Annotated in this window: 9 protein-coding genes; 6 read left to right on the top strand and 3 right to left on the bottom strand. The window is 54.4% G+C overall.

Going from position 1 to position 6,981, the window contains the following annotated elements:
• Nucleotides 1-151: 151 nt before the first annotated feature.
• Nucleotides 152-1,690 carry a murein biosynthesis integral membrane protein MurJ gene (murJ, locus tag QRY16_RS10220; protein WP_289776502.1) on the top strand — a complete coding sequence of 513 codons (1,539 nt, stop codon included), beginning with the start codon at nt 152-154 and terminating at the stop codon, nt 1,688-1,690.
• A gap of 63 nt (nt 1,691-1,753) precedes the next feature.
• Here the strand turns inward: murJ and QRY16_RS10215 are convergent, their stop codons facing one another.
• From QRY16_RS10215 to flgA, 3 genes are all read right to left on the bottom strand, one after another.
• Entirely contained in the window at nt 1,754-2,185 is a 432-nt protein-coding gene (locus QRY16_RS10215; protein ID WP_289776501.1) for a flagella synthesis protein FlgN, read from the bottom strand.
• Nucleotides 2,186-2,190: 5 nt separating this feature from the next.
• A complete protein-coding gene (gene flgM, locus QRY16_RS10210) occupies nt 2,191-2,493 on the bottom strand; it encodes a flagellar biosynthesis anti-sigma factor FlgM (RefSeq protein ID WP_289776500.1) in 303 nt (100 codons plus the stop codon).
• Nucleotides 2,494-2,595: 102 nt separating this feature from the next.
• Entirely contained in the window at nt 2,596-3,255 is a 660-nt protein-coding gene (gene flgA / locus QRY16_RS10205) for a flagellar basal body P-ring formation chaperone FlgA (RefSeq protein WP_289776499.1), read from the bottom strand.
• Nucleotides 3,256-3,409: 154 nt separating this feature from the next.
• Between flgA and flgB the strand changes: the two genes are divergently transcribed.
• The 5 genes from flgB to QRY16_RS10180 are packed head-to-tail and all read left to right on the top strand — an operon-like array spanning nt 3,410 to nt 6,973.
• On the top strand, nt 3,410-3,820 hold the full coding sequence (gene flgB, locus QRY16_RS10200; protein ID WP_193405471.1) for a flagellar basal body rod protein FlgB: 411 nt from the start codon (nt 3,410-3,412) through the stop codon (nt 3,818-3,820).
• Between the two features lie 2 nt (nt 3,821-3,822).
• Nucleotides 3,823-4,227, top strand: coding sequence for a flagellar basal body rod protein FlgC (gene flgC / locus QRY16_RS10195; protein ID WP_193405470.1), 405 nt, complete (start codon nt 3,823-3,825; stop codon nt 4,225-4,227).
• Between the two features lie 12 nt (nt 4,228-4,239).
• Nucleotides 4,240-4,911 carry a flagellar hook assembly protein FlgD gene (gene flgD / locus QRY16_RS10190; RefSeq protein ID WP_289776498.1) on the top strand — a complete coding sequence of 224 codons (672 nt, stop codon included), beginning with the start codon at nt 4,240-4,242 and terminating at the stop codon, nt 4,909-4,911.
• Nucleotides 4,912-4,937: 26 nt separating this feature from the next.
• The gene (gene flgE, locus QRY16_RS10185) at nt 4,938-6,194 is read left to right on the top strand and encodes a flagellar hook protein FlgE (protein ID WP_289776497.1); all 1,257 of its coding nucleotides are present in this window, start codon (nt 4,938-4,940) and stop codon (nt 6,192-6,194) included.
• Nucleotides 6,195-6,214: 20 nt separating this feature from the next.
• A complete protein-coding gene (locus tag QRY16_RS10180; RefSeq protein ID WP_289776496.1) occupies nt 6,215-6,973 on the top strand; it encodes a flagellar basal body rod protein FlgF in 759 nt (252 codons plus the stop codon).
• The last annotated feature ends 8 nt before the right edge of the window (nt 6,974-6,981 follow it).

The following is a 6,981-nucleotide window of genomic DNA, read 5'->3' as shown; positions in this document are numbered from 1 at the left end:
AAGTGATGACGCGAATCTGAACGTAAATAATCCCTTGTAACACTCAGAGTTGGTGATTTCTCGCCAGGCCAGTAGACTATCGCCGGGCATCAACGGATGCCTGCGCTAACTCACTCATTTTGCCGATTCTTTTCAGGATGCGCCGCTAATTATGAATTTGTTGAAATCGCTGGCAGCGGTCAGTTCCATGACGCTGTTTTCCCGCGTGTTGGGTTTTGCTCGTGATGCCATTGTGGCGCGCGTATTTGGTGCCGGAATGGCAACCGATGCCTTTTTCGTTGCGTTTAAATTACCTAACCTCTTGCGCCGTATTTTTGCCGAAGGCGCATTTTCTCAGGCCTTCGTGCCGATCCTGGCTGAATACAAAAGCAAACAGGGGGATGAGGCAACCCGGCTTTTTTTCGCCTATGTTTCTGGTCTGCTGACGCTGGTTTTAGCCGTCGTGACCGTGGCAGGCATGATTGTGGCACCGTGGGTGATCTTAGTGACCGCGCCAGGTTTCGCCGACACCGCGGATAAATTTGCCCTGACCAGCTCGCTGCTGCGCGTGACCTTTCCTTATATCCTGCTCATCTCGCTCGCCTCGCTGACAGGCGCGGTGCTCAATACCTGGAACCGCTTTTCTGTGCCGGCCTTTGCCCCAACGCTGCTCAATATCAGCATGATCGGTTTTGCGCTATTTGCCGCGCCGCACTTTCATCCACCGGTCATGGCGCTGGCGTGGGCGGTGGTGGTGGGAGGCGTATTACAACTGGGGTATCAGCTTCCGCACCTGAAAAAAATTGGCATGCTGGTGCTGCCACGCATCAATTTAAAAGATGCAGGGGTCTGGCGCGTCATGCGTCAGATGGGACCGGCGATTTTAGGCGTTTCGGTCAGTCAGGTGTCGCTGATCATCAATACCATCTTCGCCTCATTTCTGGTTTCTGGTTCAGTATCGTGGATGTATTACGCTGACCGTCTGATGGAGTTTCCTTCCGGCGTGCTGGGCGTGGCGCTGGGCACCATTTTGCTGCCATCACTGGCAAAGAGTTTTTCCAGCGGCAACCATGATGAATATTCACGTTTGATGGACTGGGGATTACGTCTGTGCTTTCTGCTGGCGCTACCCTGCGCGGTGGCGTTAGGTATGTTGTCTGGCCCGCTAACCATTGCACTGTTTCAGTACGGCAAATTTACCGCCTTTGATGCGTTAATGACGCAACGCGCACTGATCGCCTATTCGGTAGGTTTGATGGGACTGATCGTAGTGAAAGTGCTGGCGCCGGGTTTCTATTCGCGTCAGGACATTAAAACGCCGGTGAGAATCGCTATCTTTACCTTAATCATGACCCAGCTCATGAACCTGACATTTATTGGGCCGCTGAAGCACGCAGGCCTGTCATTGTCCATTGGCCTGGCGGCCTGTTTAAACGCTGCGCTGCTTTACTGGCAGCTGCGTAAAAAGGATATATTCCGACCACAACCCGGCTGGGGAACCTTTCTTTTACGGCTGGTTTTAGCCGTTATGGTCATGGCGGCGGCGCTGTATGGCATGTTGCTGGTAATGCCGATGTGGGAGCAAGGCACGATGCTGTGGCGTTTGCTTCGGCTGGCGGCCGTGTGTGCGGTGGGGGGAGGCGTATATTTTCTGATGCTTGGTTTACTCGGCTTCCGCCTGCGTGATTATGCCCGGCGAACCGCCGTTTAAGCAGAAAAATCCCGCGTGATGAGCGGGATTTTTTACAGGCAAAGCGAAGTAAAAACGTCTGAATTAAATTTTACGACTCAGCGTTGACTGGCCTTTACCCCGGCCATCCGGACCGTAAAATGCCTGGGTCTGATGCGGCTTCAACACCTCAAGCGCATCCTGGGTAAAACGAATTTGATGCTGTAACAGCAGGCCGTTGTGGACGTTACTATCCTGCAAGCGGCGGGTGTATTGCTGAATATGCTGCCAGCGATGTGACATGTCACTCTGACCATCATAAGGTGCCTGAATCTGCAGGTGAGTTTCTGCGGCGCGACGCATTTCATCCAGATAATTCAGCGTCGAGAGCAGCGCACTCTTATCTTCCGTTATGCGCTGCAACAGATTGCTGTTGATTTGGCCAGCCGATAGCTGGTGCTGTTCTTCGTTGAGCAAACTGGCTAGCGAAGACAGGACTTCCTGCATCTTATCTAATGTGGTCAGCAACGTGTTCATGGGGATTAGTTACCCTCTAAATATGCCCTGGTGTCGGCAATTAACGCATCCGCTATCTTGCCGGTATCCATTTTCAGTTCGCCATTACGGATGGCGGTTTTCAGTTGTTCTACGCGCTGGACATTGATGTCCTGGCTGCCTGGCTGCATCAGCTGTGACTGGGCGCTGCTCAGGCTGACCTGCGCGGAACCTGGCGTGGTTGCCGTAGTGGTCTCATGCTGACGCACTTTCGTGCTGTTCTGCTCGTTAGTGTCACGCGTCTGGACGGTGCTAACGGGCTTCAGCGGTTGTGTTCTGTCGATGCTCATATTCAAGCTCCTGTACGATCAGGGGGTCTGCCACCTGAATCAGAATAGCGTAATCGCTTTGTTGATTCTTCTATCGGCAGAACAACAGGCTTCTTTAACGCTTTATAGTGTTATCAGAACATTCCCATCATCGCTCACCCGGCCGCTAACAATCTGACCATTGGCCATGCGCACACGCACCCATTGTGCGCGGGTAGCATTGTTTAACGCCTTGCCTTCGCTGCTGGCATCAAAGCCTTCGCCGCTGGCAATGACCGTCACATTTTGTCCGGCTTTCACGCGCCACGGCTGGCGCAGCATCGACAAACTCACCGGCTGGCCGGGTTGAATATCACGCAGAACGACCGCATCCGCCACCGAATCGCTATTGAACAGCGTGCGGGCCGGTAGCGTATCCAGCCGTCCACTCTGCATCCTGAAGTCATCTTGCTTTACGCTGGTGCCGCGTACCAGCTGGCGTTTCGCCACCAGATACTGACCACTTACCTGTACCTGTACCTGAATATAACGGCGATTTTGATCGCAATTAGCGGCCACGCTCATGTTGCCCCATAAGCGGCTATTGCCCGGCAGGGAGAATCGCGGCGCATCGCATTCAGGCCATTGCGTTTTCGGTGTGCGCACCAGCACGTTAATGCCCGCGGCATGTTGCGGATCGCGTGCTTTAAAAAATTGATTCAGTTGTGCACTGAGATCGGCGGCGCTGGAAGGCAGCGCGATCATGACCAGCAGGCTGGCCAACAGAATGGGGTATCCACGCATGGTGCTGCTCCTTACTGATAATGGCAACGAGTTTACGCGGAGAAAAAAAACGTCAAGAGCAAAAATAGCGACGATTTGGGGCGTTATTCAGACGATCGCCCTTGCTTTTTTCCTATTAAGCTGCCAGCTCGGAATTCTCATTCGCGGAGGAAGCATGCTCGACAAACTGGATGCGGCACTGCAATTCGGTACTGAAGCCCTCAACCTGCGTGCCCAGCGTCAGGAGATCCTGGCGTCAAACATTGCTAACGCCGATACGCCGGGTTACCAGGCCCGTGATATTGACTTCGCCAGCGAGCTGAACAAGGCGATGAAGAATGGGCGGGCTACGACAGGCCTGTCACTCAACGTTACCTCGGCGCGACACATTGAAGCACAGACTCACGCTGCGTCATCAATGGATTTGCTGTATCGCATTCCCGATCAGCCTGCTGCCGACGGCAATACCGTCGATATGGACCGCGAGCGTACTCAGTTCGCGGATAATAGCCTGAAATATCAAACCGATCTCACCCTTATCAGCAGCCAGATCAAAAGCATGATGAGCGTGTTACAAGGGCAATAATTATGGCCTTGCTGAACATTTTTGACATTGCCGGATCAGCCATGACCGCGCAATCACAGCGATTAAACGTTAGCGCCAGTAACCTGGCCAATGCCGATAGCGTGACCGGCCCTGACGGCCAGCCATACGTGGCAAAACAGGTAGTATTTCAAACGGATGCCGCACCAGGTGCTGCAACGGGCGGGGTAAAAGTGGCGCAGGTGATTAACGATCCGTCACCGGCAAAACTGGTTTATGACCCAGGCAATCCAATGGCCGATGAGAAAGGCTACGTGAAGATGCCTAACGTAGACGTGGTTTCTGAGACCGTCAACACCATGTCAGCGTCACGCAGTTATCAGGCCAACGTTGAAGTGCTGAACACCGTGAAATCAATGATGATGAAAACCCTGACGATCGGTCAATAACGGAGAATAAAAATGGCTATCTCAGTAGGCGTTAACGAGTCACTGGACCCCAGCGTCCTTAGCTCATCCAGCAGCAGCAGCGGCAACAGCGCGCAAGACTTACAAAATCAGTTTTTGACCATGCTGGTGACGCAGTTACAAAATCAGGATCCCACCAATCCGATGGATAACAGTCAGCTCACCACGCAGCTGGCACAGATCAACACCCTGAGCGGTATTGAGAAACTTAACACCACGCTGGGTTCAATATCCGGTCAGATTAATGCCAACCAGTCGCTGCAAACCTCAACCTTAATTGGTCATGGCGTGATGGTTGATGGCTCGCAGGTGCTGGTCGGCAGCGGCACAACGACACCGTTTGGTGTGTCACTGACCACCGCCTCAACCGCGGCCAGCGCCACGATCAAAGATGCCAGTGGTAATACGGTCAGCACCGTTGACCTCGGGGCGCTCAGCGCGGGCGTTCACACCTTCTCGTGGGATGGCACATTGGCCGACGGTTCAACGGCACCAGATGGCAAATATACGGTTTCGATTGCCGCCAGCAATGGCAGCACCCAACTGGTGACACAGCCGCTTAACTACGCCTACGTCAATGGGGTAATTACGACGGACGACACCACAAAACTGGATCTCGGCACCATGGGCTCCGTCACCCTTGACGAAGTACGTCAGATTCTCTGATCAACCTGTAAGCAGGAGAAGCAAACATGTCATTTTCCCAAGCGGTAAGCGGTCTTGGCGCTGCCTCAAGTAACCTCGATGTCATCGGTAACAACATTGCTAACGCCGCAACGGCGGGCTTTAAGTCCAGCACCATTGCGTTTGCCGATATGTTCGCCGGCTCCAATGTGGGCCTCGGTACTAAAGTGGCCGCGGTGATCCAGAACTTCAATGATGGCACCACAACTACGACCAGTCGTGGTCTGGACGTGGCGCTGAGCGGTAACGGTTTCTTCCGTATGACGGATACCAGCGGTGCGGTGTATTACTCACGTAATGGTCAGTTTACGCTCGATGAAAATCGTAACCTGGTCAATACCCAGGGGCTGACCGTGACGGGGTATCCAGCCAGCGGTGTACCACCGACGATTCAAACCGGTGCTAATCCCGTGGCGATCACTATCCCCACGACGCAGATGGCCGCGCGTGCCACGACCACAGCAAGCCAGGTGGCGAACCTGAACTCGACCGATTCCACGCCAGATGTGCCTGTTTTCTCCGCCAGTGATGTCGATAGCTACAACGCAAAAAGCACCATGACGGTGTACGACTCTCAGGGCAACGACCATACCCTCGACATGTACTACGTCAAAGACGCCACCGCCAATAGCTGGACCGTCCATGCGATAGATTCCTCCACTGGCGAGGCCGCTGGTGATTTCAGAATGAAATTTGATACCAACGGCCAACTGACCGGTATCACCCGACTGAAGGCAGACGGCAGCGATGACACCAGCACGACAGATGGCACCGTTGGGTTGACCATAAACCTGGCGGGCGCTAACGGTGCTGCAGCTAATCAAGCGATCACGCTGAATATGCTGGGCAGCGCGCAGCAAAATACGGGCTCCACCACCTTTGGTAATCCTACCCAGGATGGTTATGCCCCTGGCGATCTGACCAGTTACGCGATTAACGATGATGGCACGATTACGGGGACTTACTCCAACCAGCAAACCCAGTTGCTGGGTCAAATCGTACTGGCGAGCTTCTCTAACCCGGAAGGGCTGCAGTCAGCAGGCGATAACGTCTGGTCTGCAACTAACTCCTCAGGGCAGGCGGCGATTGGTCTGGCTAATACCGGCACTTACGGTTCCCTGACGGCAGGTGCGCTGGAAGCCTCCAACGTTGATATGAGTCAGGAACTGGTAAATATGATCGTGGCGCAGCGTAACTACCAGGCGAACGCCCAGACCATCAAAACTCAGGACCAGATTCTTAACACGCTGGTTAACTTACGTTAATGCGCTAACGGGATTGCTTTATGGATCACGCAATATATACCGCAATGGGGGCTGCCAGCCAAACGCTGAATCAGCAAGCCGTTACTGCCAGCAACCTCGCCAACGCCTCAACGCCGGGATTTCGTGCCCAGCTTAACGCGTTGCGCGCCGTGCCAGTCAGCGGCTGGTCGTTGCCAACCCGCACTCTGGTTACGGCTTCGACGCCAGGGGCGGATATGAGCCAGGGCGCAATGGATTATACCGAGCGTCCGCTGGACGTGGCGGTTCAGCAAGATGGCTGGCTGGCGGTGCGTACCGCTGATGGCAGCGAAGCGTATACCCGCAACGGCAATATGCAAATCAGCCCGAACGGAACGTTAACGATTCAGGGCAATCCCGTGATGGGCGATGGCGGTCCGATCGCCATTCCACAGGGCGCGGAAATGACTATTGCTGCTGACGGTTCCATCACCGCGTTAAATGCGGGTGATGCGCCAAACGCCACGGTGCAGCTTGGCCGTCTGAAGCTGGTGAAAGCCAGCGGGCAAGAGATGCAGCGTGGTGACGACGGCATGTTCCGCCCAACGCAAGCGACGCAGGCAACACGCGGCGCGGCATTGCAGGCCGACGCCACCATGCAGGTAATGCCGGGTGTGCTCGAAGGCAGCAACGTTAAACCGGTGGAAACCATGGTCGACATGATCGCCAACGCCCGACGTTTTGAGATGCAGATGAAAGTGATCGCAAACGTTGATGAAAACGAGCAAAAAGCCAATCAGCTGCTGAACATGAGCAGCTAAGGCGCGAG

This window comes from Mixta mediterraneensis, from assembly GCF_030283135.1.
GTDB classification, from domain to species: domain Bacteria; phylum Pseudomonadota; class Gammaproteobacteria; order Enterobacterales; family Enterobacteriaceae; genus Pantoea; species Pantoea mediterraneensis.
Note: the sequence above shows the minus strand (reverse complement) of the source record. Positions and strands in the feature narration are given on the sequence as shown.

What these genes read in the sequence shown, in the direction of transcription:
- flgE (WP_289776497.1), top strand. Translation starts at nt 4,938, where the DNA reads ATGTCATTTTCCCAAGCGGTAAGCGGTCTTGGCGCTGCCTCAAGTAAC.
- flgD (WP_289776498.1), top strand. Translation starts at nt 4,240, where the DNA reads ATGGCTATCTCAGTAGGCGTTAACGAGTCACTGGACCCCAGCGTCCTT.
- QRY16_RS10215 (WP_289776501.1), bottom strand. Translation starts at nt 2,185, where the DNA reads ATGAACACGTTGCTGACCACATTAGATAAGATGCAGGAAGTCCTGTCT.
- QRY16_RS10180 (WP_289776496.1), top strand. Translation starts at nt 6,215, where the DNA reads ATGGATCACGCAATATATACCGCAATGGGGGCTGCCAGCCAAACGCTG.
- murJ (WP_289776502.1), top strand. Translation starts at nt 152, where the DNA reads ATGAATTTGTTGAAATCGCTGGCAGCGGTCAGTTCCATGACGCTGTTT.
- flgB (WP_193405471.1), top strand. Translation starts at nt 3,410, where the DNA reads ATGCTCGACAAACTGGATGCGGCACTGCAATTCGGTACTGAAGCCCTC.
- flgC (WP_193405470.1), top strand. Translation starts at nt 3,823, where the DNA reads ATGGCCTTGCTGAACATTTTTGACATTGCCGGATCAGCCATGACCGCG.
- flgA (WP_289776499.1), bottom strand. Translation starts at nt 3,255, where the DNA reads ATGCGTGGATACCCCATTCTGTTGGCCAGCCTGCTGGTCATGATCGCG.
- flgM (WP_289776500.1), bottom strand. Translation starts at nt 2,493, where the DNA reads ATGAGCATCGACAGAACACAACCGCTGAAGCCCGTTAGCACCGTCCAG.